Genomic DNA, 22,626 nt, shown 5'->3' on the forward strand with positions numbered 1-22,626 from the left:
AACGCCCATCCTCGAGTCCAAAGCGCAGACGCAGCACGTTCTTCTCACGGTCGGTCAGCGTCTCCAAGACCTCCTCGAGCTGCTCGCGCAGGAGCATAAAGGATGCGGCCTCTGCCGGTGCCGGCGCCGCCTCGTCCTCGATGAAGTCGCCGAGGTGGGAGTCCTCCTCCTCGCCAATCGGCGTTTCGAGCGATACGGGTTCCTGTGCGATCTTCATGATCTCGTGCACACGCGCGACGCTGATCCCCATCTCTCTCGCGATCTCCTCAGGGCGCGGATCACGGCCGAGTTCCTGAAGGAGTTGACGGGAAATACGCACGAGCTTGTTGATTGTCTCGACCATGTGCACGGGGATACGGATCGTACGTGCCTGATCGGCAATCGCACGCGTAATCGCCTGCCGGATCCACCACGTTGCATACGTGCTGAATTTATACCCCTTGCTGTAGTCGAATTTTTCGACTGCCTTTAAGAGTCCGAGGTTCCCCTCCTGGATGAGATCGAGGAAGAGCATGCCGCGTCCTACATAGCGCTTTGCAATGCTCACGACGAGGCGCAGGTTCGCCTCCTCAAGCCGATGACGCGCCTCCTCATCGCCCGCCTCCATGCGGCGCGCGAGCTCGACCTCCTCCTCTGCCGTCAGCAGGGGAACACGGCCGATTTCCTTGAGATACATGCGGACAGGATCATCGAGCGCAACCCCCTCGGGGACGGTGATATCGATCTCGACATCTGCCTCGGCATCCTCCTTATCGATTTCATCAGTGGGATCGAGCCCCTCATCGCCCAACTCCTCATCGACATGGGTATCGTCAATAATCTCTACATTCTCATCGCTGAAGCACTTGTATAGCTCATCCATCATGTCGGGGGTCATATCCCAACGGTCAAAAGCTTCGAGAAGCTCACTATAGGTCAGTGTGCCGCCGTTCGCCTTGCCCTTTTTCAGCAATATCTCCAAACAATCTGTTCCGTCCGTCTCTTTGCACTCGATTCGTGCTGCTGCCGTCTGCATTGCGCCCCCTCCTTTCAGTTTGGATAAAATACTATTTAATAAATCCTATTATTTAGTATATCGTTTCACATGCACATCTTCTAAAGCAGATTGTTAAACTATAGATGCGAATTCATACGAGCAATCTCGTCCTGAATTCTCTTCACCTCGTTTAATTCGTCAATGTATGCCTCTTTTCCTTCTTGCATCATCTCCTCGGCGCGACGCGTATGGCGCGCCAGTTCGCTCGTCAGATGAGCACGGCGAAGAACCCCCAGAGCCTCTCGATAGGACGTGTCTGCCCCCCCCTCCTCCGCAAGTGCCCGCGCAAGCTCGGTGCTCGCCGCCGTAGGCTGGGCGGCGATGAAGTCCGCATCGAACGAGCCTCCTGCCGCATGGTGCTGCTCCATCGAGCGCAGGATTTCACCGATGCCCTCATTCGGGAAATTGTCCAAGGAAAGGGAAGATAAAATTTCAGTGAGAAGGGATGGATCACGCCATGCTGCCGCAACGAGTTCGCGGCCCGCACGCCGCAGAGCATCGTCTGCCTGGCGCACGGGCGCGCGCCGCACCGTTGGCACAGAGGAACTCTCGCTTGTGCCGCTCCGCAGGAAGCTGCGCAGGGCATCGGCGACGACCCCCTCATCGAGGAAGAGCTCTGCGGCCACCCGCCGCACATAGGCGGTGCGAGTCACTGCATCAAGCTCCGCGAGCACGGGCAGCATCTCGGTGAGTGCCGCACGCTGTCCATCGACGCTGTCCTCCATATGTGCGCGTACGTGCTGCAGACGAAAGAGGGGAGCAGGGACGGCTGTATCGACGAGGGCACGGAACGATTCTGCGCCGTGCGTACGGACATACTCATCGGGATCCTTGCCGTCCGGCAGGAGGAGCACACGCACCTCTGCTGCACGGCCGCGCACGGCTGCGAGAGCACGCAGTGTCGCCTCCTGCCCTGCGGCATCGCTGTCATAGCAAAAGACAATGCGCGGTGCACGGCGGAGGAGGATGGCTGCATGATCGCTGGTGAACGAGGTGCCGAGCGTCGCAACAACGTTCGTCACCCCCGCCTCCCATGCGGCAATCGCATCCATATAGCCCTCGACAACGATCGCACAGCCCTCGCTCGCAATTGCACGGTGTGCACGATCGAGCCCAAAGAGGAGCTTGCGCTTATTGAATACGGGCGTCTCCGCCGTATTGAGGTACTTTGGCTGGACATCGCCGAGCGCGCGCCCGCCAAAGGCGACGACACGCCCCCGCTCATCCGCAATGGGGATGATGACGCGGTTGCGAAAGCGGTCATAGACGCCATCGCTGCGCTCGCGCTTAACGGCGAGCCCTGCCCTCACGAGGAGATGTTCCGAGATGCCGCGCTTTTTGAATGCATCGGAGAGCTTCGCCCATGCGTCCGGCGCGAATCCAATGCCATAGCGCTCAATCGCCGCATCCGTGATGCCCCGCCCGGCAAGGTAGCGTCTCCCCTCCGCGCCGTACCGCGTTACGGTCAGGCAGCTGTGAAAGAAGTCACGCGCGAGCGCGTTGACCTTCCTCAGATCGTCCAGCTCACGCAGGCGTGCCTCCTCACGCGGATCGCGTTTCTGCTCCGGCTTTTCGATGCCGAGCTGCTCTGCCTGGCGCACAATCGCCTCGAACGGCGTGATATGCTCCATGAGCGAGATGAACTTGAACACATCGCCGCCCGCATGACAGCCGAAGCAGTAGAAGAAGCCGTCCGCCGGCACAACGGAGAACGACGCTGTTTTTTCGTTATGAAAGGGGCAACAGCCCCAGTAGCGGTTGCCCTTGCGCTTCAGCGGAACGTAGCCCTGCACGACAGCAAGGATGTCGGTCTGCGCGCGCACCTGCTGCACAAAGGCCTCCATCCTCGGGTCACGCATAGGTGTCTCCTTTTATATTGGCTTAATTTTCATCTGATCTACGGGCGGGATATAGATCTCGCGGAAGAGCGAGACCGCGTAGCTGTCGGTCAGCCCCGCCACATAGTCTACCACACACTGCTCCCGTCCCCATTTCTCCGCCCGCGCAATGAACTCACGGGGGAGCGTGTCGAAATATACGGTGAAGTGATCCATGAGCGCACGCAGGACAAACCCCGCCTGTGCACGCTCGTGCGCGAGTGTCTTGGAGTGATAGATGTGCTCGAACATAAAGGCGCGGAAGGTGTCCATCACATGCAGCACCTCATCCGAGAGCGCCGCATCGCCGCGCTCCTCCGAGGTGACAATCATGTCGGACACCATACTCGTAATCATCGCAGAAGTATCCGTTCCGAAGGACTCCCGAACCTCGGCGGGGACATCCTCCGGTGAGAGCAGTCCTGCACGGATGCTGTCATCGTAGTCGTGGCAGAGGTAGGCAATCCGATCGGCAATGCGGACGATCCGCCCCTCAAATGTGGTCGGCAGCCCCTTTCCCGTGTGGTTGAGGATGCCGTCGCGCACCTCTCCCGTGAGATTCAGTCCGCGCCCTCCGCGCTCGAGGATCTCGACCATGCGAAGGCTCTGCTCGTTGTGCGCAAAATGCCCCGTGATCTCCTCCATCACCGTCTCGCCTGCATGCCCAAACGGCGTATGGCCGACATCGTGCCCGAGGGCGATGGCCTCCGTGAGATCCTCGTTGAGGCGCAGACCGCGTGCAATCGTACGCGAGATCTGAGAGACCTCGAGGCTGTGCGTCATGCGCGTGCGATAGTGATCGCCCGCCACAATGTAGACCTGCGTCTTGTGCTTGAGACGTCGAAACGATTTTGAGTGCAGGATGCGGTCGCGGTCGCGCTGAAATTTGGTGCGAAAGGGGCACTCCTCCATCGGACGACTGCGCTTTGCATCCTTGCTGCGCGCGGCCAGCGGCGAGAGGAACTCGTCCTCCTGCTCCTCCAAACGCTCTCGGACGGTCATAGCCGCACCTCCCGCCTATTTGATCACCATGACAGGGATCTTTGCCTCCTCGATTACCTTCTGGCTGACGCTCCCGATGAGTACCCCCTTGAGAAGTCCGAGTCCGCGGCTGCCCATAATGATGATGTCGCTGCCCTCCTCGTCCGCGACCTCAAGAATGCTCTTTGCAACGTGACCGCTCTTGACATGTTTGCGTGCCTTGCGTTCACCCGGAAGTTTCTCCCAGATTCGATCAAATACAATGTGACTCGGAATGTCCTTGTTGATGTTGCCCGCAACGTAGACGAAGTCGAGCTCTGCGTCGCATTTCTCTGCGAAGAAGATCGCCTCATCAACCGCCTTGCATCCGCTGACGGACCCATCGACCGGAACAAGGATCTTTTTAATCTTGCTCATGACAATCCCTCCTAATCACGTTTTAATAAGAATCGTTTCCTAAGGTATCAGTATATTTCGATGATTGGGGGGCGAATTCCTCTCTCTCTGAAAAAAAAGTATGGGAGCAGGGAACGCTTGGATATATCCCTACAGAAGGCCCTCTTCTGAAAAGCTGAAGAACGCATCTCCCCCCAGAATCACATGATCCGTCACGGGGATGCCGAGGAGTGCTCCTGCCTCCTTGAGGACGCGTGTGAGACGGTGATCCTCAGTGCTCGGCGCCGGATCACTGCTCGGATGATTGTGCACAAGGATGACATGCGCCGCCCCACAGCGAATGGCCGGCTCGAACACCTCACGCGGATGCACAAGCGTATTCGTGAGCGTACCGACAGACACATCTGCAACCATGAGCACTTCGTTCTTCGCTGAGAGCGGCAGGACGAGAAAGTGCTCTCGTTTCTCTGCAGAAAGGCGCGGGCGCAGCAGCTGTGCCACATCCTGTGCCTCGCGAATCCGTGGGCGTATCTTTGCCGTGTTCTGTGCACGCCGCCCGAGTTCGAGCGCAGCAAGCACCGTCGCAGCCTTTGCCATGCCAATGCCCGGAATGCGTGCGAACTCAGCGGGCGGCATTGCGAGGATCTCAGAGAGCCCAACCTCCCGAAAACGCGCGACGATGCCGCGCGCAACTTCGAGCACATTCTCCCCCGTACGCCCTGTGCGCAGGAGGATGGCAAGCAGCTCCGCATCGCTCAGGGCCGCAGCGCCGTGCATGATCAGGCGCTCACGTGGAAGTTCCCCCGCGGGAAGATCACGCAGATGCATCCTCATCCTCCATGACGACGCCCGCTGTCCGTGCGAGCGTCGCTACCGCATGGAGCGGCAGACCGACGACATTCGAGAACGAGCCGTGCAGCTCCTCGATGTAGATCGCCGCACGCCCCTGGATGGCATAGGCCCCCGCCTTCCCCATCGCCTCGCCTATGCCAACATAGGCGGCGATCTCCTCCGCTGTCATCGGTGCAAAGCGCACGGTTGTCTCTGCCGCATCCGTATATTCGCGTCCATCCACGACCCATGCGATCCCCGTGAGCACCGTATGCTGCCGCCCCTCGATGAGGGAGAGCATGCGGCGGGCATCTGCAGAGTCCCGTGGTTTTCCAAACGCCGTCCCATTCAGAACAACGACGGTGTCTGCGCCGAGCACAGCGTGGTCGGGGTACTGCTCCGACACCTTGCGTGCCTTGATGAGCGCATTGTGAATCACCGCATCGCGCGGGCGCTCGCCGTCTGTCACCTCATCGACAGAGGGAGTGATGGATACGAATTTTGCTCCGATCTGCCGCAGGAGTGCGCGCCGCCGCGGCGACGCCGACGCCAGTATGAACATAGTCTTTCCGCCTCTCCTATAGAGTCAAAAAGAGACACCGAAACTGTGCCGGTGTCTCTCACACATTTCTGTAGAATTGATTCGCCTCCGTGCAGACTTTTTCCTGCAAGGATTTTATATCAAATAGCGCAGATACACATAGACCGTCGAAAGGACAATCGTTAAGATCATCAGTGGGAAGCCGATCTTGAGATAACGAATGAAGCTGATATGCACACCGCGCTCCGCCGCCAGTCCTGCCACGATAAGATTTGCGGATGCGCCGACAAGGGTTCCGTTCCCGCCGAGGCACGCCCCCAGAGCGAGTGCCCACCAGAGCGGCTCGAGGTTCTCAATGCCCATTGCGCCCATGTTCTGAATGAGGGGGATCATCGTCGCGACGAAGGGGATGTTATCCAGGAAGGACGAGACGATCGCACTCATCCAGAGGATAAGGAGCGCCGTTGCCGTAAGGTCGCCGCCTGTCGCCTCCACTGCCGTCTCAGCAAGCTGAGCGATGATGCCCACTTCGATTAACCCGCCGACAGCGATAAAGAGTCCGATAAAGAAGAAGATCGTCGGCCACTCGACCGCGTGCATCGCCTTTTCTACGAGATGTTCGCTGCCGCCCGCAAGGAGGAGCAGGAGGAAGCCGCCCGTGAGTGCGATCAGCGATGACTCAATATGGGTAAAGGAATGTGTGAAAAATCCGAGGATCGTCAGTCCGAGCACGAACAGCGCACGCTTGAGGAGGCGATGATCCGTGATCGCATTCTTCTCGTCCATCTGCATCAGCTCTGCCTGCAGTTCCGGCGTTGTGACGAGATCCTTGCGGTAGATCGCAGACATGATGAACATGACAATCACCATACAGATGATCGCGATCGGTGCGAGATGCTCAATGAACATGACGAAGGTCAGTTCCTTGACCGCACTGCCGATCATGATGTTCGGCGGATCGCCGATGAGCGTTGCCGTACCGCCGATGTTCGACGCAATGATCTGCGTCAGTAGATAGGGCATCGGGTCGAGCTTCAAGATGTTCGTAATGCTGAACGTCACGGGCACCATGAGGAGCACAGTCGTCACGTTGTCAAGGAAGGCAGAAAAGACCGCCGTAATCACGCAGAGATAGACAAGGATGCGGCGCGGCTCTGCCTTTGCAGACTTCGCTGCCCTGATCGCAACATAGTCGAACAGGCCCGTCTCCTTCGTCACACCGACGAGCACCATCATGCCGACGAGCAGCCCGAGCGTCTCAAAGTCCACATGGTGCAATGCGACCTCCTGTGAGAGGATGCCGAGCAGCATCATGAGCACCGCGCCGATCATCGCGGCAACGGTGCGGTGAATCTTCTCCGAGACAATCACCATATACATCAGGACAAAAATTATCGCGGCTAGTGTTTCCATTTAAGCGCCTCCTTTTAGCTTTGATTTGCGCGGCGACACACAGCGCCGTCACCGCGCGCAACTTTGTTCATTCTATCACATAGCCGAAAGGAGTGACAAGTATTTTTCAGCGTACAATCTTCCTATAGGAAAACGAAGAAGCAGGACATACAAATTCATGTCCTGCTTCTTCGTTTTAGGCTGTCAAAGCTGCGCTGTTCGTCTCAATCGCACCTTATGCCAGTACGATACCATTGTCCTGCGCGAGCTTGCGGATAATCGGCTCGGGCAGCTCCGCAGCCTTTGCGACCACAGCGGGTTCTGTGCCCATACGCAGGAGGTTCATCGCTACGCGAATGACGCCCTGCTTGCGCCCGCGGAACTCCCCCTCGCTGACGCCCTCCGCCTTGCCCGCCTCTTTTCCCTGGAGCCATGCTTCCTGCAGCTCCGCTTCAAGCTCAGCACGCAGGGTCTGCACACAGCGTTCGCTCATCGTGCGTACAACATCGTCTGCCTTGACTTCACTCATGATAATCGCGACCTTTCTTCTCTGCTTTCCACATTATTATAAAGAATTCTTGTACATTGGTCAAACACTAATCCACTGCCTCAGCACAGCTTTCGTAAATCGATCGCAGACAGCGAGCGCAGACACAAAAAACGCACGAGAATCGATACCGTATTCGACCGATCACTCTCGTGCGTTTTTTGCGTAGCAACCTATGAAGTTTTTCAGATATATCCCCTCCTGAGAGAAGGACTACGCCGACGCCGCTTCGGCATCGGTTGCAGGACGGATGCCCTGCAGCTCGACCACGTATGGATCCCCAAACAACTCACGCGTCGCGTCGCTGTGGATATCCTCCTCCAACGAGCGCAGCGAACGTGCAAGCGCCTGAATATCGACCTCATACGCCTCACTGTCCATACGATGCAGCTGACGAATCTGCTCACGGTACGAAAGCCGCTGCGCACGCATTCCCTCGATGAGGACATCGTCCTTCGCGGGATATACGGCCGCCGCACGCACCATCGCATTGATCGGGATCCGTTTTGCAGGATCGTCCAGCACCGCTGCGAGTGATATGACTGCCATCACAGCCACCTCATTTCCTTATGAGTATTTTTTGACTGTGCGCAGCTTCACACAGCCTATATTGAGACATTTCCCTTGTCCCTTATTTATTATAGAAAAAAAGTTCCCCCTTGAACATAGTCCTTTTTTCCTATTTTTACTCTTTTTATTCAAAAATAATCTTCTTTTATCTCTATGATACAGAATTTATATGGGTATGTTTTTACATTTCGCTATTGAATTTCATTCTCTTGTGTGTTATATTATCTACAAGCTTTCGTTTGAGACAGTATCTCGAGGAAGAGATACAGTTTCCAGAGCTCTCCTAAAATATAATACACAGCAAAAACAGCCCGCATCTGCTCATTGCGGGCTGTTTTTGTTGCACGCGTATACGGCGATATCTACTCGCCCCGGTGCGGGAGCTTGCAGTCCCGCCCCTTGATGTGATCATAGAGCCAGCGTGCAAGGAAGTCGAGGATGTTCAGCAGATACTCTTGCTGGTTCTCATCCACCTTCTCGAGATCGATCTCGCCGATCTTCTTCATAAAGCGCAGATGCAGGGCGCGGTGACTGAATCGGTGCGGGTCGCCCACGCTCTCGCCATACGCCTCCTCATGCGCAAAATGAGTACCGGCATATTCGGCGAGTTCCTCCAAAATCTCAACGATCTTGTCATATTTGTCATCCGCCGCACTCTCCATCACAAGTTCATAGCACTCATTTGTCAGGTCAAAGAGCTTGCTGTGCTGCGCGTCAACGGACGGAATTCCCGTCAGATAATCATCCGTAAACTCATACTTCATGATGCATCCCTCTCTCTTTCCCTATCCCCATTGCTCCGAATCGCTTCTGGCATTCTCATGCTGCGCCGACGAGCTGGGCCGCCCTAGTTTGCTGCAGCTGCATCCTCTTCCTTCGGAATACGGCAGTCCATGACCTTGATATGTCCGAAGAGCCACCGTGTGAGAAAATCAAGGATGCCGAGGAGATATTCCTGCTGATTCTCATCAATTTCGTCAAGGTTGATTTCACTGAGTTTCTGAATGAAGCGCAGATGCTGATAGCGCTCGCTGAAGCGCCGCTCATACTGGATACGTTCCATGTACTCTTCCTCGTGCGCGAAATGAGTCGCCGCATACGCCCGCAGCTCCTCAAGGAGCGCCACGATTTGATCAAAGCGATCATCCGAAGTGTCATTCATGACAAGTTCGTAGCATTCGTTCGCAAGGTCAAAGAGCTTGCCATGCTCCGTATCAATTGACTCAATCCCCGTCAAATACTCTTTCGTCAGTTCGTACTTCATACTCTGCTCTCCTTTTATGTTCGTTTAGTCCCATCCCTGCAAGACCCAATATCGCTCCGCAGCATCGACAAATGCATAGAATCCATTCGTGCGTGCAGTATCGGTGAAGATGCGCACGAGCTTCCAGCGTCCATCTGTCTGCTGTAAAAGTTCCATGGTGACGGACGCCTCAGGCATGAGCTGTCCATAGTCACTCTGATCGCCGCGCACGCTGCAGGTGACGTAGGCACGGCCATCCTCGATCACGGCGGGATCCATGCTGGCGGTATAATGTGCAGCAAAGGCGCGCATCTCATCCGAGCCCCAGCGTGCGTTTCCGTCCTCCTTCGTCACGGGCATGCGCTGCGCGTCGAAGTAAAAGTCCAGCACCATACGTGCCATGCTGATGTATTCTGCGCGATGCTGCATCATATAGTTCTGCATGAATACAGTGTCGTGACGGAAGAACCAGTCGTGCGGGTGGCGCTCATGGAGTACGGCGATATTGTCCGCGAGGAGGGCGGCCGCATCTGCGTGCATCGTGGTAAGCACAGCATCCTCATCGACATACGTGTCAAAGAGCTCCCGATCCTCCGTCGAGACAGCGTGTGCAATGTGCATGAGCGCAGCTTCGGGCGTGCGGTCGCGTCGGTAGCAGTAGCCCGTATACGTGCCGCCGATCAGCGCCGCGATGAGAAGTACGACGACGACGGGACGCAGACTGCGTATCATAGGAACCCCTCCTTAGCGATTGTTTTGTTTCAGCGCATGCGCGCGGCGCTGCGCCTCACCCGCAGCATAGACGAAATGTGTGCGCAGATAGGCGTCAACAGTCTGTCCGATGTATTTCTTGCCTATAAGATCGGGGTGCAGCCCGTCCGTCGTATACTCCGCCTCAAGCTGCCCGTCAGCGTCCGAGAGGACAGTGGAGACATCGATGCTGAACTCCTGCTGCATGACCCAGTTGTTGATGTAGTCACGGTGCGCCCACCAGTCGGACGGCGGCGTTTGGATCGTCATGCGCGATGTCATCAACGCAGGGCGGATGGGCGTCGCCGTCAGAAAGATCGGCGTGATCCCATGCTCTCTGCATTTGTCACGCAATGCCGCAAGGTTGCGCACCGTCTCCGCACCATAAATGCCGACGCGGTAGTCGTTGACCCCGCCCATGATGATGAGAACGCGCGGGGAAAAGGGCAGTACATCACGTTCGAAGCGTGCCACCAGATCCCCTGTCGTATCGCCGCTGTGACCCAGGTTTTTGACTGGCACCGTACAGTAGCTTTCCCAGTCATAAAGCTGATATGAAGGCGGCAGTGTAATCGCTCCGCCGCCATGCGTGATGCTGTCCCCAAGTGCAGCGATCGGCGTGCTCGGCGCAACAGTAAATGTCCCGTCGGCCGACCAGTCCGAGATCGGTATGCCCGTCGCCGTCACACCGCGCACACGGTAGACATATGTCCCCGGCACAGTAAACGGTGTATCATCATAGACATCATACTCTCCGGCGTCCAGGATATGCAGGAGGCGCTCACGCGCTCCCTCGCGGCGATAGACCTCGACCTTGTGATGTTTCTGCCCCCTCAGCGGAATCCATGAGTAGACAGGATAAAGCGGCGCATAGGACATCGCCCCGTACTCCGCGGTAAGGATTGGCGCCTGCGGGTTCGACGCCTCATCACGCACAGGGCGCGGCTCCGACCACCCCGCCAGCGGCGTTCCGTCATAGCCCAGCGGCTGCATGCTCCAGTAAAGGTACGATGCGTCGTCCGCTCCGGGCAGCGGCAGATGAAATCCTGTCGTATAGATGTAGCTCGCCGTCTCACGCACCGTCATCGCAGTGCCTGGTGTACCCGCCATCGCCTGCACGGCATATCGGACGGCTCCAGGATATGGCTGCCAATGCAGCATAACGGAGAAAGCCTGAGGCTCCTTACGCGGGTTCTCTCGCTCCACTTGAGCGGTTATCTCCTGCATGGCACGCTCCGCACGCCCGGTGATCTGCACGCTGTGCCGCGGTGTATCTCGGTCCGTTGCTCCAACAGCAGTGACGCCATGCATGATAAATGCGATAAGGAGCGCCCCCACGCTCCGCCCGACCATCCCCATCTGCATCTAGTCCTCTTCCACATATCTGATATAGTCGTCTCCAATCGCCTCCCGCGTCGCCGCGAGAATCGGCGCGAGCAGCTCCCGCGCCTCCTCCGTTGAGGGTGCCGCCGCCGTAACGCGCACGAGCACACCGTCCTCCTTCGCGTAGGTTGCGACGGTGGGATTCTGTCCATCAACGAGTGTGCCAAGGCGATCGGCCACAGGGGACTCGCCGACCGGGAGTCCCTTTTCTGCCATCGTATAGAGCTTGACATTCATCGAGACAAAGACCTTGTCGCTCTTGCCGCGCAGGAATACGTCACAGGCCGTCTCAAACATCGGCTTCATTTCCTTCGGCGGCCCTGGGAGCATGATGCACGCACGGCCGCCGTGCTCGATGATGACGCCGGGTGCCGTACCGTTTTCATTCTGCAGAACGATCGCCCCCGCGGGCACCGTCGCCTGCTTGCGCATGCTCTCAGAGAGCGGGACACCCCGCTTTGCTGCACGCGTTTCAAGACGACGCAGCGCCTCTGGGTCCTCCACAGGCGTGCAGTCAAAATACGAGATGAGCATCTCCTTCGTCAGGTCATCCTTCGTCGGACCCAGCCCTCCTGTCGTGATGACACAATCCGCGCGCGTATATGCAATATCGAGCGCAGCGCGCAGGCGCTCCGGGTTATCTCCAACAACCGTCTGATAGTACGCATCGAGTCCCATATGTGCAAGCTTTTTCGCAATGTGCTGCGCATTCGTGTTAAGGATGCTGCCCATGAGCAGCTCCGTGCCCACGCTGATGATTTCAACGACCATAGAATCTCCTTTGCAGAGGATGTACAAGCAATCATAGTTAGTCTAGGTTATTTTACTATAAAAGTCCCATATAGAAAAGGTAATTTCATATTTTTTGTCGAAAATATTGCTATAATGTGCCATCATAGCACTCGATACTGAAAACACAGAGGAAAATATCTTGAAGCAAATCATTCTGAATGCCGACGATTTCGGTCGGCACACGCTGATCAATGCAGCGGTAGAAAAGGGCGTTGCGGACGGTGTCCTGCGCTCGGCGACCATCATGCCAGGCGGTGCGGCGTTCGATGATGCCGCAGCGCTCGCCCTGCGCACGCCTGCGCTCGGTGTCGGGATCCACCTGACACTCGTCAACGGCAATCCCATTCTTCCGCCTGCAGAGATTCCGTCCCTCGTAACGGAGGCAGGCGTGTTCGTCGATGACCACACCGCATTCGCCGTGCGTCTCCTGCGCGGCAGAGTAAACCTTGCGGAGGTTCGCGCGGAACTCACGGCGCAGCTGCGGCGCGTCGAAACGGCAGGGATCCATCCGACGCACGCAGACAGCCATCAGCATATGCATGTCCTCCCCGGCGTCATAGATATTGTGCTCGACCTTTGCGCTGCAGCACATATCTTCGCCATGCGCGCACCGTGTGCACCGCTCTTTGCAGGGAATTTCGGCGGCATTGGGCAGCTCATCGGACGCGCAGGACTTTCCATACTCGCCCGCCGCGCGGCAGAAAAAGCACGGCAGCGCGGCATCCGCACGCCCGACCACTTCGCCGGCATCGTCGCAGGCGAGGCGGTCGATACAGAGGCACTGACACAAATTACAGCAAACCTCAAAGGCGGCACGACGGAGGTCATGCTCCATCCCGGTACGGACAACGCCGTGCTCATCCGAGACTGCCTCTGGAACCACGATTTCGAGGCGGAGCTCACCGCCGTCTGTGCCCCTGTCGTGCGCGATACTCTTACAGCGAGCGGCGCGGAGATCGTGAATTTTCGCACGCTCATGCAAAGGCACTCATGACATTTCATCGCGTCTGTGCTACAATACAATCCATATCTATGCTATTGAAAGGAGCTGCATACACCCTTGGACAGTTCCCTATCCGATCTCATCGCGCTTGTCCTGCTCATCATCTGCCTCGCAGCAAATGCCTACTTTGCACAGGTCGAGACCGCGCTCACCGCATCGCATCGCGGGCGCCTCGAGAGGCTCGCGGATGACGGCGATAAGGACGCCGCACAGGCACTTGTCCTGCTCGAACACGCCTCCCCGCCGCTCGCCATGGCACAGGCAGGCATCACCTGCACAAGTCTCCTCATGGGGCTTGGCATCGGCCTCCTCGTCGCCCCAACCTTCGGCAAATTTCTTGCAAAACTCCTCCCCGGCATGGAGGTCTTTGCTGCCGCCCTTGTACTCAGTCTCCTCCTCATGACGGCGCTGACGCTTCTCTTTGGCGACTTCCTGCCAAAGCAGATCGCTCTGCAGGATCCCGAAAGCATTCTCATGCGCAGTCACCGTACGGTACGCCTGCTCACACGCCTCACGGCGCTGCCGAGCACAGCACTCGTCTCTGTCTCACGCGGTCTCCTGCTCCTCGTCGGTGTCAATCCCGAAAGCCGCGCCTCGGCAACAGAGGATGCTGTCAAAGATCTCATGGAGCAGGGTACGGAGGACGGTACCTTTGAAAAAGCGGAGCAAGATATGGTCGACCGCATCTTTCACATGAGCGACCAGACCGCCTCCGCTCTCATGACACCGCGCACACAGATTGCATGGATTGATCTCGCAGAGCCAAAACGTGAGCAGCTGCGCGTCATCCGCAGATCTCCCCACGATGTTTTCCCGGTCGCCTATGAGAATCTCGATGATTTCCGTGGTGTCGTCTACGCGAAGGAGCTTCTTGATGCGGCGCTGGACGGCACGGAAATCAATCTTGAGAACTACATCCGAAAGCCGCTCTTCGTCCCGCGCACCATGGAGGGACTGCGTGTTCTGGAGAAGTTCCGCACGGGTGCAATCCACGAAGCAGTTGTCCTCGATGAGTACGGCGGCGTCGTTGGATTCATCACAATGGACGACATTATGGAGGAGATCATTGGCAGTGCGAACGGCGACGCCCCCACCGGCACGCGCACAGGCGCGGAAGAAACGGAGGGCTGGGTCTTTGACGGACTCTTTCCCATCGACGAATTCAAAGAGGAGTTCGACATCGACGAGCTGCCTGACGAAGATCACGACCACTTCCACACCCTCGGCGGCTTCGTCACCGCCCAGATCGGCCGCATCCCGAAGGTCGGCGAGACCTGCACATGGGACGACTACACCTTTGAAGTTCTGCGCATGGATCGCGCACGCGTCGCGCAGATCCGAATGAGGCGGACGGAGCATGTGGATGGAGAGAGCTAATAGGACATACCCCATCTCGTTTCCGTTCCCCTGAGCCTCCCCCGTCGCAACGGGGGGAGGCGGCACGCGACAGCGTGACGGAAGGGGCGTCCAATAGGAATCATAAAATACAGAGGGAGAAACACCATGAACGAACGCATCTACAACTTCAACCCCGGCCCCGCCGTCCTGCCCGAGGACGTTCTGAGAGAGGTACAGGCTGAGCTCCTGAACTTTAACGGCACAGGCATGTCCATCCTCGAGATCAGTCACCGCGCCCCCGCATACGACGAGGTACACCAACAGGCCAAGGCGGACATCAAGGAACTCATGGGTCTCGGCGATGACTACGACGTCGTCTTCACCGCCGGCGGTGCAAGCCAGACCTTTGCCCTCATCCCGCTCAACTTTGCCACAGAGTCCCACCCCGGCAGCTATATGCTCTCGGGCAGCTTCTCCGAAAAGGCATACGAGGAGGCCGTCAAACTCGGCGTCGGCACCGTCGCCGCCTCGACGAAGGAAGGAAACTATGTCCGCGTCCCGCGCCAGGACGAACTCAGCATCGCCCCCGGCGCCGCCTACCTCCACCTCTGCCTCAACAACACCATCTACGGCACAGAGTACCATTACACGCCCGAGACGAACGGCGTCCCCCTCTTTGCCGATATGTCCTCCGACATCCTCTCGCGTCCGTGGGACTTTTCCTCCTATGACTTCATCTATGCGGGCGTACAGAAGAACCTCGGTCCCGCAGGCGTTGTTCTGAATGTCGCAAAAAAGGATCTCCTCGCATCGAGCCCCGCAGAGCTCCCAACCATGCTGCGCTACAGTACCTTTCAGAAGAACGACTCCCTCTACAACACCCCGCCCGTTTTCGCCATCTACATGGTCGGCAAAACCGTCCGCTGGATCAAGGAGCACGGCGGACTTGCCGCCATGGGCGAGGCGAATGCGAAGAAATCGGCCCTCCTCTACGAAGCCATCGACAGCTCCGATGGCTTCTATCGCGGACATGCAGAGCCTGGCAGCCGCTCGCGCATGAACGTCACCTTCCGTCTGCCGAGCGAAGCCCTCGAGGCAGACTTTGTCGCTCGCGCAAAAGAACAGGGTCTTGCCGGCATCAAGGGACACCGCAGCGTCGGCGGCATGCGCGCCTCCATCTACAACGCCATGCCGCTCGCAGGCGTAGAAAAACTCGCGGCGTTTATGGAGGAGTTCCGCAAGAAGCACTGATTTCAATCCCACACAAAAAGCGCGGCAGACACGCCGCGTTTTTTTGCGTTTGGAATCACTTGCCAAAGTGCTATTTTGACGATAAACTATATTTGAGGAAGCACTGATAAATTCAGCGCCGCCATCTTGACGCATCTTTTTTGCCCGCACTGTGTCGGCAAATCCTCCACATAGCTTTGGCTATGCGTCCGGTTTGCCTCCTTGTTCGGACGAAAAATTTACGCCAATCTGACGGACTTCATTTTATCAGCGATTCCTTGACAATGAACATTCCATATTGATACAACAGCTTATACATAGAGAGGAGCTAAACCATTATGACGACACTTGCCGTCCAACTCAATGACACGAATGCCCGCATCCTTGAAAACTATATCAAAGTACGAAATATTACCGTCACGGATTGTATCAACGAACTCATTGCAGGACTGCATCAAAAGGAACAAAATGAATACCTCTCCATGTTAAAGCAGAGTGACAGCGACCTGCGTGACGGACGCACTGTTACAAAAACCTTTGCCGAGCTTGAGACAATGGAGCATGAGTAAGATCACCTTTACCGAAACCGCCTTTTCCCAATATCTCTACTGGCAGACACAGGACAAGCGAACCCTGAAGAAAATCAACCAACTCCTGCAAAGCATCGACCGTGATGGTGCGCTAGGTGGAATTGGAAAACCGGAACTTCTAAAGCACCTTGGAGGCGATTACAGCCGCCGTATTGACGAGCAAAATCGCCTTGTCTACACAGTCACAGAAAACACGATCATCGTCAAAGCCTGCAAAGGGCATTACGAGAATTGAATACCCTCGCTCGGACAGCTCATGCGCGACTTCCTTTGCAGTGATCCGAATGATATGTACAGCGACGTGCTCGCCGAACGCGTACGCTTTTTCAAAGAAGACGAAAAGGGGGTTGCAGCTATGTGCAAGGTAATGGAAGAAATCTACAACGACGGTATTGCTATTGGCGAAGTTCGCGGCGAGGTTCGTGGTGAAATTCGCGGTGCAGAAACAGAACGTATAAAAAGCATCAAGAACCTCATTTCAAGCCTAGGCATCACCGCCGAAGCTGCAATGGATGCGCTGAAGATTGCCAAGGCCTATCAACCGAAGTATCTGGCGCTCCTCTAAGGAGAAGTCTGCATCACTTTTCTCGTATACTTCTTCAAAAAGTGATGCACCGTCCGCTTAGTCATTGTCCCCTTGTCCGCCCTGTCCATGCAAATAACATGGTATGGATAGCCCCATAGACATGGATATTCTGCAAAAATGACACAGGACAAGGGACAAAGCTAGCTATTTCGTCCGCTGAGGAGGAGATTATACATCTCCCACTAAAACCTCAAAAGTGATGCTCAAATGAATGCGAGGATGCTGCACGGCATCCTCGTTTTTTATGTCATAATCACCTATTTCTCTTACCCAAAAATCCATGTTCAAAATCTCGTGTGCCCAAAATCGTGTTTTTCACCCAAAAATAGAGACAGAAAAGGCTTCGTGGAAATCTCCACGAAGCCTTATTTTTCAATGGCAGAGAGGGTGGGATTCGAACCCACGGTGGCTCATCACCACACTTGATTTCGAGTCAAGCACCTTCGACCACTCGGACACCTCTCCATGCGCTTGCGCGACATGACGCATTATAGCACAGGAGGCGTGCATTGGCAAGGATTTTTTCACACCGCCGCGAGTGCCTCCTCAAGATCAGCAATCAGATCATCGACATGTTCGATGCCGATGGACAGGCGCACTGTCCCCTCGCCGATGCCGGAGGCGGCAAGCTCTGCCTCATTCATCTGAGAATGCGTCGTGGTCGCTGGATGGATGACGAGGGACTTCACGTCCGCGACGTTTGCGAGGAGGGAGAAGAGGGTCAGCTTGTCGATAAAGCGGAATGCCGCCTCACGCCCCCCCTTGATATCAAAGGTAAAGATGGAGATACCGCCGTGCGGGAAGTAGCGCTCGTAGATTTCATGATCAGGGTGGTTGGGCAGCGAGGGATGGTTGACCTTCGCGACCTTCGGATGCTTTGCGAGGAAGTCCACGATCTTCAGCGCGTTCTCGACATGACGCTCGACGCGCAGGGACAGGGTCTCAAGCCCGTGAATGAAGTAGAACGCGCTCTGTGGTGCGATTGCCGCGCCCGTATCGCGCAGAATGAGTGCACGAATATAGACAACAAATGCGACGGGGCCGAGCGCATCGACAAAGCTCACGCCGTGATAGCTTGGATTCGGGTCGGTGAGGTGCGGGAAACGTCCCGATGCCTTCCAGTCGAACGTACCGCCGTCGACGATGACGCCGCCGAGGCTCGCACCGTGTCCGCCGAGGAACTTCGTCGCCGAGTGGACGATGATGTCCGCGCCGTGCTCGATCGGACGCAGGAGGTACGGCGTCGCAAAGGTGTTGTCGATGACGACGGGTACGCCCTGCGCGTGCGCTGCCGCAGCGACCGCCTCGATATCAATGAGATCGGCGTTCGGGTTGCCAACGGTTTCGATGAATACGCACTTCGTATTTGGCCGGATCGCGTCCGCGAATCCCTGTGCACCTGCCTTTGGATCGACGAAGGTCACGTCGATGCCCCACTCCTTCACCGTATGCGCGAGGAGGTTGTACGAGCCGCCATAGATGGTCTGCTGCGCGACGATGTGATCGCCCGCATGGGCAAGCCCTTGGAACGTTGCCGTGATCGCGGCCGCCCCCGAGGCAAAGGCAAGTGCTGCGGCACCACCTTCGAGCGCTGCGATGCGCTTTTCAAACACATCCTGCGTCGGGTTCATGAGCCGTCCGTAGATATAGCCTGGATCCTTGAGTGCGAAACGATCCGCGGCGTGCTGAGCGCTGTGGAACACGTACGAGGTCGTCTGATAGATCGGCACCGCACGCGCATCCGTCACCGGATCCGCCTCCTCCTGCCCGACACGCACCTGCAGGGTCTCAAAATGATATTTTTTTTCGCTCATGGATATACCTCTTTTCTACATCCCCGAAACCATATTTTATTGGTATGAATTATATATAAAACATAGTTTTTGTCAAGCGAAATTTTATATCGAAATCAAATCGCAAAACTATTTAATAATAGTTATTGACAAGTAGTTCGCTCTGTGCTATAATGACACACGTAATGAGATACAAAACAGATGCCACGGCATCTGCAGAAGAACAACAAGGTGAAAGGGGAATTACCATGAACAAGGAAATTACAAACGCACTCAACGGATACATCGCCAACATCGGTGTCGGCTACATCAAGCTGCACAACCTCCACTGGAACGTGGTTGGCTCGCAGTTCAAAGCGGTACACGAGTACCTCGAGTCGCTCTACGACGCATTCGCGGATGTGCTCGACGAGAGTGCCGAGATTCTCAAGATCTGCGGCGAGCAGCCCGTTGCAAGTCTGAAGGGCTACCTCGCGATCGCGACGATCAAGGAGCTCGCCGATGAGAAGGTCGATCAGAAGAAGGCACTCGAGCTGACGCTCGCCGACCTCGAACTCCTCCGCGATCAGGCGGCATCGATCCGTGCTCTCGCGGACAAGGACGATGTCTTCGGCATCGCCAACCTCATGGAGGATCACATCGAGAACTACGCAAAGCAGATCTGGTTCCTCCGCTCGATGCTCGCTTAATCCATTCCCCCATATAGATATAAACCGCCGTGCGATGCACGGCGGTTTTTTGTGCTATTTGGGCAAAGCACAGTGCTCTCCGGCCTGCTGCTCCTTTTGATCACGATAGATATCGGTGATAACAATCTTTACAATAACGATGAATGGAACGGCGAGGAACATCCCGGCCGCACCGAGCAGTTCGCCGCCAAAGACGACGCCGAGGATGACGGCGACGGGATGGAGGTGGAGCGATTTTCCGACGAGCGCAGGATAGACGACGTTGTGATTCACCTGCGTGAGCGCAACGTAGAAGAGCGCTGTCTGCACGGTGAGTTCACGCGCAGCAGAGGCAGTCATAATGATGCCGAGCGCCGAGGCTGCGGTGGGCCCAAGCACGGGGATGAACTCACTGACCCCCGAGAGCAGTGCAAAGACGGAGGCATACGGCAGTCCCATCAGTTTGAAGTAGGCGAATACGACCACCCCCGTGATAAAGCACATAACAAGCTGACTGCAGATGTAGACGCGCAGAGCCTTCAGCAGTGTATTAAAGAGCCCGATCACACGCACGCGCGCAGCGTGCGGAAAGAGCCCCGCGAGCCACAGCTTGATCTGTTCTCCGTCCTTGAGGAGATAAAACGATACGAAGATGATGATGACGAAGTCCATGACCTTCCCAAATGCAGCGAAAAGGAAGGAGAGCGAGGCACCCAGAATCTCTGCACCAAGGCTGCGCACGCGATCGAGGATGTTTGCCAGTTCCTCCTGAACAAAGTCAACATCCGCGAAAAGAGGCAGCCGCTCCATGCTTGCACCGATGTTCGGCAGCTCCACGACAAAGCGCTGAAACGACGGTACAACGGAGCGCGAAATGATGCTCACCATCGCGAAAAGAACGAGGATAAATGCGAGGATGGCAAGGGCAGCAGCCAGTGTGCGCGGGATCCTGCGCCGCTCGAGGAAATCGACAGCAGGTTCCAGGAGGAGCTGCAGGAGCAGCGATAGAAAGATGATGAATGCGAGATCCGGAAAGAACCAAAATGTCGAGAGCAGCAAGGTGAAGGTCACCCCGAGGATGATGGACGTGCGGTAATTTGAGAGGTTCATGTACGCCTCCTTTCTATTGGCTGTATGGCGTCATGATATCATATAAGGAGCGCAGCGTCCATAGAAAAAGCGCCCCAGCTGCAACGCAGCCGAGACGCTTTGCGATCATAATTCACGCTCCAGGAATCTGTGCCTTTGCCGTCTGCAGACGTGCAATCGCACGTTTGAGGGCAAGTGTGGCACGTGCTTCGTCAATGTCGGAGCCCTCTTTCTCAGGCGCCTCACGCAGACGCTGGAGACGCTCCTGCGCACGCTCATACGCGCGCTGTGCGCGGAGGACATCGATCTCGATCGGTTCCTCTGCGGCCGTCGCAAGGACGGTAATCTTATCGGGCGTGACCTCCATAAAGCCGCCGGCAACAGCAAAGAGCTGCTCCCCGCCGTCGACATGAATCTTCATGGCATGCGGCTGAAGTCCCGTAACGAGGGGCATGTGCTTCGGCAGGATGCCGATCTCGCCGCCCGTAGAGCGGGCGATGAGCATGTCGATATCGGCGGCGTAGACCACGCGGTCGGGAGATACGATCTCCAGCTTGATGGTCGCCATCCGTTACGCCTCCTCTTTGAGCTTCTTCGCCTTTTCGATCGCCTCGTCAATACCGCCGACCATGTAGAAGGCAGCCTCGGGGAGCTCATCGTATTTGCCCTCGAGGATCTCCTTGAACCCGCGGATCGTGTCCTTCAGAGCGACGTACTTGCCCGGCGATCCCGTAAAGACCTCTGCGACCGAGAACGGCTGCGAGAGGAAACGCTGGATCTTACGTGCGCGCGAAACCGTCAGCTTATCCTCGTCGGAGAGTTCCTCCATACCGAGGATGGCGATGATATCCTGCAGCTCCTTATACTTCTGGAGCACCGCCTGCACGCCGCGCGCGACCTCATAGTGCTCCTGCCCGATGACGAGCGGATCGAGGATACGCGAGGTGGAGTCGAGCGGATCAACAGCGGGATAGATACCGAGCTCGGCGATCTGACGGGAAAGAACCGTCGTCGCATCGAGATGGGTAAACGTCGCCGCCGGCGCCGGGTCGGTCAGGTCGTCCGCAGGGACGTAGACCGCCTGAACGGACGTGATCGAGCCCTTCTTCGTCGAGGTGATGCGCTCCTGGAGTGCACCGACGTCAGTCGTCAGCGTCGGCTGATAGCCAACGGCGGACGGCATACGTCCAAGCAGAGCCGACACCTCGGAACCTGCCTGGATGAAACGGAAGATGTTGTCAATGAAGAGCAGAACGTCCTGGCCCTGCACATCGCGGAAATACTCCGCCATCGTGAGACCCGTCAGAGCCACGCGCATACGTGCTCCGGGCGGCTCGTTCATCTGTCCGTAGACGAGCGCCGTCTTGTCGATAACGCCCGACTCGGTCATCTCCGACCAGAGGTCATTGCCCTCACGTGTACGCTCGCCGACGCCCGCGAAAACGGAGTAGCCGCCGTGCTCGGTCGCGATGTTGTGGATCAGCTCCATGATCAGAACCGTCTTGCCGACACCTGCGCCGCCAAAGAGTCCGACCTTACCGCCGCGGGAATACGGCGCGATGAGGTCAACGACCTTAATGCCCGTCTCGAGGATCTGGGTCGATGTCTCCTGATCGTCGAACTTCGGCGCAGTGCGGTGGATCGGCCACGACTCCTTGTTGCCAACCGGCTCAGGATTGTGGTCAACCGGCTCACCAAGGACGTTGAAGACACGCCCGAGGGTCGCCTCACCGACGGGAACCGTAATCGGCGCACCCGTATCCTCTGCTTCCATGCCGCGCATCAGACCATCGGTGGAGCTCATAGCGATACAGCGCGTGACGCTGTCGCCAAGATGCTGCATGACCTCGACCGTGAGGTTGATCTCATGATCGCCCGCCTTGCCCTTGATCTTGATTGCAGTCAGGATCTCCGGCAGTTCGCCCGCCGGAAATTCAATATCTACGACAGGTCCGATGACCTGTACGACTTTACCTTTTGCCAATGGAAA

General features: G+C 56.8%; 25 protein-coding genes and 1 tRNA gene. 7 read left to right on the forward strand and 19 right to left on the reverse strand.

What is annotated here, in order from left to right; all coding sequences use genetic code 11:
• From HMPREF1992_RS04820 to HMPREF1992_RS04885, 14 genes are all read right to left on the reverse strand, one after another.
• The coding region (locus HMPREF1992_RS04820) for a sigma-70 family RNA polymerase sigma factor (protein WP_021684740.1) at positions 1 to 1,015 on the reverse strand (1,015 nt) is incomplete at its 3' end.
• Between the two features lie 98 nt (positions 1,016 to 1,113).
• On the reverse strand, positions 1,114 to 2,895 hold the full coding sequence (gene dnaG, locus HMPREF1992_RS04825) for a DNA primase (RefSeq protein WP_021684741.1): 1,782 nt from the start codon (positions 2,893 to 2,895) through the stop codon (positions 1,114 to 1,116).
• Between the two features lie 12 nt (positions 2,896 to 2,907).
• The gene (locus tag HMPREF1992_RS04830; protein WP_021684742.1) at positions 2,908 to 3,915 is read right to left on the reverse strand and encodes a deoxyguanosinetriphosphate triphosphohydrolase; all 1,008 of its coding nucleotides are present in this window, start codon (positions 3,913 to 3,915) and stop codon (positions 2,908 to 2,910) included.
• Between the two features lie 15 nt (positions 3,916 to 3,930).
• A complete protein-coding gene (locus HMPREF1992_RS04835) occupies positions 3,931 to 4,311 on the reverse strand; it encodes a universal stress protein (protein WP_021684743.1) in 381 nt (126 codons plus the stop codon).
• 129 nt (positions 4,312 to 4,440) lie between these two features.
• Positions 4,441 to 5,118 (reverse strand): DNA repair protein RadC, encoded by a 678-nt coding sequence (gene radC / locus HMPREF1992_RS04840; RefSeq protein ID WP_021684744.1) that lies wholly within the window; start codon positions 5,116 to 5,118, stop codon positions 4,441 to 4,443.
• The gene (locus tag HMPREF1992_RS04845; protein ID WP_021684745.1) at positions 5,105 to 5,683 is read right to left on the reverse strand and encodes a nucleoside triphosphate pyrophosphatase; all 579 of its coding nucleotides are present in this window, start codon (positions 5,681 to 5,683) and stop codon (positions 5,105 to 5,107) included. Before HMPREF1992_RS04845 ends, radC begins: the two co-directional genes overlap by 14 nt.
• 114 nt (positions 5,684 to 5,797) lie before the next feature.
• The gene (locus tag HMPREF1992_RS04850) at positions 5,798 to 7,075 is read right to left on the reverse strand and encodes an SLC13 family permease (protein WP_021684746.1); all 1,278 of its coding nucleotides are present in this window, start codon (positions 7,073 to 7,075) and stop codon (positions 5,798 to 5,800) included.
• A 214-nt stretch (positions 7,076 to 7,289) separates the two neighbouring features.
• Entirely contained in the window at positions 7,290 to 7,583 is a 294-nt protein-coding gene (locus tag HMPREF1992_RS04855) for a hypothetical protein (RefSeq protein WP_021684747.1), read from the reverse strand.
• Between the two features lie 231 nt (positions 7,584 to 7,814).
• Positions 7,815 to 8,150 carry a hypothetical protein gene (locus HMPREF1992_RS04860; RefSeq protein WP_021684749.1) on the reverse strand — a complete coding sequence of 112 codons (336 nt, stop codon included), beginning with the start codon at positions 8,148 to 8,150 and terminating at the stop codon, positions 7,815 to 7,817.
• A 383-nt stretch (positions 8,151 to 8,533) separates the two neighbouring features.
• The gene (locus HMPREF1992_RS04865) at positions 8,534 to 8,935 is read right to left on the reverse strand and encodes a bacteriohemerythrin (protein ID WP_021684751.1); all 402 of its coding nucleotides are present in this window, start codon (positions 8,933 to 8,935) and stop codon (positions 8,534 to 8,536) included.
• Between the two features lie 83 nt (positions 8,936 to 9,018).
• On the reverse strand, positions 9,019 to 9,435 hold the full coding sequence (locus tag HMPREF1992_RS04870) for a bacteriohemerythrin (protein ID WP_021684752.1): 417 nt from the start codon (positions 9,433 to 9,435) through the stop codon (positions 9,019 to 9,021).
• A 24-nt stretch (positions 9,436 to 9,459) separates the two neighbouring features.
• Positions 9,460 to 10,146 (reverse strand): hypothetical protein, encoded by a 687-nt coding sequence (locus HMPREF1992_RS04875; RefSeq protein ID WP_021684753.1) that lies wholly within the window; start codon positions 10,144 to 10,146, stop codon positions 9,460 to 9,462.
• 12 nt (positions 10,147 to 10,158) lie between these two features.
• Complete coding sequence (locus HMPREF1992_RS04880) at positions 10,159 to 11,529, reverse strand: GDSL-type esterase/lipase family protein (RefSeq protein ID WP_021684754.1); 1,371 nt, start codon at positions 11,527 to 11,529, stop codon at positions 10,159 to 10,161.
• A complete protein-coding gene (locus HMPREF1992_RS04885) occupies positions 11,530 to 12,318 on the reverse strand; it encodes a molybdopterin-binding protein (protein ID WP_021684755.1) in 789 nt (262 codons plus the stop codon).
• A 160-nt stretch (positions 12,319 to 12,478) separates the two neighbouring features.
• Here HMPREF1992_RS04885 and HMPREF1992_RS04890 point away from each other — a divergent pair, with 160 nt between their 5' ends.
• The 6 genes from HMPREF1992_RS04890 (at position 12,479) to HMPREF1992_RS04915 (ending at position 17,065) form a co-directional block, all read left to right on the forward strand.
• Positions 12,479 to 13,333 (forward strand): ChbG/HpnK family deacetylase, encoded by an 855-nt coding sequence (locus tag HMPREF1992_RS04890; RefSeq protein ID WP_021684757.1) that lies wholly within the window; start codon positions 12,479 to 12,481, stop codon positions 13,331 to 13,333.
• 66 nt (positions 13,334 to 13,399) lie between these two features.
• Positions 13,400 to 14,719 (forward strand): hemolysin family protein, encoded by a 1,320-nt coding sequence (locus tag HMPREF1992_RS04895; RefSeq protein WP_021684758.1) that lies wholly within the window; start codon positions 13,400 to 13,402, stop codon positions 14,717 to 14,719.
• Between the two features lie 126 nt (positions 14,720 to 14,845).
• Positions 14,846 to 15,931 carry a 3-phosphoserine/phosphohydroxythreonine transaminase gene (gene serC / locus HMPREF1992_RS04900; RefSeq protein ID WP_021684759.1) on the forward strand — a complete coding sequence of 362 codons (1,086 nt, stop codon included), beginning with the start codon at positions 14,846 to 14,848 and terminating at the stop codon, positions 15,929 to 15,931.
• Positions 15,932 to 16,248: 317 nt separating this feature from the next.
• Complete coding sequence (locus HMPREF1992_RS04905) at positions 16,249 to 16,479, forward strand: hypothetical protein (protein WP_021684761.1); 231 nt, start codon at positions 16,249 to 16,251, stop codon at positions 16,477 to 16,479.
• Entirely contained in the window at positions 16,472 to 16,735 is a 264-nt protein-coding gene (locus HMPREF1992_RS04910; protein ID WP_021684762.1) for a Txe/YoeB family addiction module toxin, read from the forward strand. Before HMPREF1992_RS04905 ends, HMPREF1992_RS04910 begins: the two co-directional genes overlap by 8 nt.
• Before the next feature lie 54 nt (positions 16,736 to 16,789).
• Entirely contained in the window at positions 16,790 to 17,065 is a 276-nt protein-coding gene (locus tag HMPREF1992_RS04915) for a hypothetical protein (protein ID WP_231366956.1), read from the forward strand.
• Positions 17,066 to 17,462: 397 nt separating this feature from the next.
• On the opposite strand, the gene HMPREF1992_RS04920 is transcribed toward HMPREF1992_RS04915, so the two are convergent.
• Both HMPREF1992_RS04920 and HMPREF1992_RS04925 read right to left on the reverse strand, forming a co-directional pair.
• Positions 17,463 to 17,551: transfer RNA gene (locus HMPREF1992_RS04920), tRNA-Ser, on the reverse strand.
• Positions 17,552 to 17,610: 59 nt separating this feature from the next.
• The gene (locus tag HMPREF1992_RS04925) at positions 17,611 to 18,900 is read right to left on the reverse strand and encodes an O-acetylhomoserine aminocarboxypropyltransferase/cysteine synthase family protein (RefSeq protein WP_021684766.1); all 1,290 of its coding nucleotides are present in this window, start codon (positions 18,898 to 18,900) and stop codon (positions 17,611 to 17,613) included.
• A gap of 227 nt (positions 18,901 to 19,127) precedes the next feature.
• Between HMPREF1992_RS04925 and HMPREF1992_RS04930 the strand changes: the two genes are divergently transcribed.
• Positions 19,128 to 19,568, forward strand: a complete 441-nt coding sequence (locus HMPREF1992_RS04930; RefSeq protein ID WP_037358624.1) for a DNA starvation/stationary phase protection protein — start codon at positions 19,128 to 19,130, stop codon at positions 19,566 to 19,568.
• A 54-nt stretch (positions 19,569 to 19,622) separates the two neighbouring features.
• Here HMPREF1992_RS04930 and HMPREF1992_RS04935 read toward each other — a convergent pair whose 3' ends face one another.
• From HMPREF1992_RS04935 to atpD, 3 genes are all read right to left on the reverse strand, one after another.
• Positions 19,623 to 20,657 (reverse strand): AI-2E family transporter, encoded by a 1,035-nt coding sequence (locus tag HMPREF1992_RS04935; protein ID WP_021684769.1) that lies wholly within the window; start codon positions 20,655 to 20,657, stop codon positions 19,623 to 19,625.
• A 112-nt stretch (positions 20,658 to 20,769) separates the two neighbouring features.
• The gene (locus HMPREF1992_RS04940) at positions 20,770 to 21,204 is read right to left on the reverse strand and encodes a F0F1 ATP synthase subunit epsilon (RefSeq protein ID WP_021684770.1); all 435 of its coding nucleotides are present in this window, start codon (positions 21,202 to 21,204) and stop codon (positions 20,770 to 20,772) included.
• A 3-nt stretch (positions 21,205 to 21,207) separates the two neighbouring features.
• Positions 21,208 to 22,620, reverse strand: coding sequence for a F0F1 ATP synthase subunit beta (gene atpD, locus HMPREF1992_RS04945; RefSeq protein WP_021684771.1), 1,413 nt, complete (start codon positions 22,618 to 22,620; stop codon positions 21,208 to 21,210).
• Positions 22,621 to 22,626 lie beyond the last annotated feature (6 nt).

It is taken from the genome of Selenomonas sp. oral taxon 892 str. F0426 (genome assembly GCF_000468035.1).
Taxonomy (GTDB): domain Bacteria; phylum Bacillota; class Negativicutes; order Selenomonadales; family Selenomonadaceae; genus Centipeda.